This is a genomic window from Lentzea rhizosphaerae (assembly GCF_042649515.1).
GTDB lineage: Bacteria > Actinomycetota > Actinomycetes > Mycobacteriales > Pseudonocardiaceae > Lentzea > Lentzea aerocolonigenes.
Genome location: NZ_JBHRZI010000041.1, coordinates 1 through 598 on the forward strand (window position 1 = coordinate 1; position 598 = coordinate 598).

Here is a 598-nt window from a genome sequence, read left to right on the forward strand (position 1 = left end):
CGCCGACGAAGGCCCGGACCTGCGCAGCCGCGAGCAACGCGAAGGCGACGCCCTCGCCGAGCTGATCGACCTGATGCTGCGCGCCGACCAACTGCCCGAACACGGCGGCGAACCAGTCACCCTCACCCTGACCATGCCCTACGAAGACCTCGCCAACAGGGTCGGCCACGCCACCCTCGACAACGGCGACCACATCCCAGCCGACCAGGCCCGTCAACTGGCCTGCAACGCGGGCATCATCCCCATGGTCCTGGGCGGCGCAGGCCAGCCACTCGACATCGGCCGCAAAACCCGCACCTTCCCCGCCGCAATCCGCAGGATCCTGGTCACCAGAGATCGAGGCTGCGCCTTCCCTGGCTGCGGCAGACCACCCAGACAGTGCGACGCCCACCACATCCGCCACTGGGCCAACGGCGGCGACACCTCCGTCGACAACGCCGTCCTACTCTGCCGCCACCACCACACCCTCATCCACCAGAGCAAGTGGGAAGTCAAGCTGGTCACCGGGATACCGACGTTCTACCCACCGGCCTGGCTCGACCCCAATGCCGCTAAGTTAGCGATCTTGAATGTGGCGACGTAGGGCCGTGAAGTGGTT

The 598-nt window shown here is 66.9% G+C and carries 1 protein-coding gene; it reads left to right on the forward strand.

All coding sequences use genetic code 11. The features are described 5' to 3' along the window. Window positions 1-583 (forward strand): HNH endonuclease signature motif containing protein (locus ACFOWZ_RS40650; protein WP_382379314.1); only part of this gene is annotated, 583 nt, incomplete at its 5' end. Window positions 584-598: the final 15 nt, after the last annotated feature.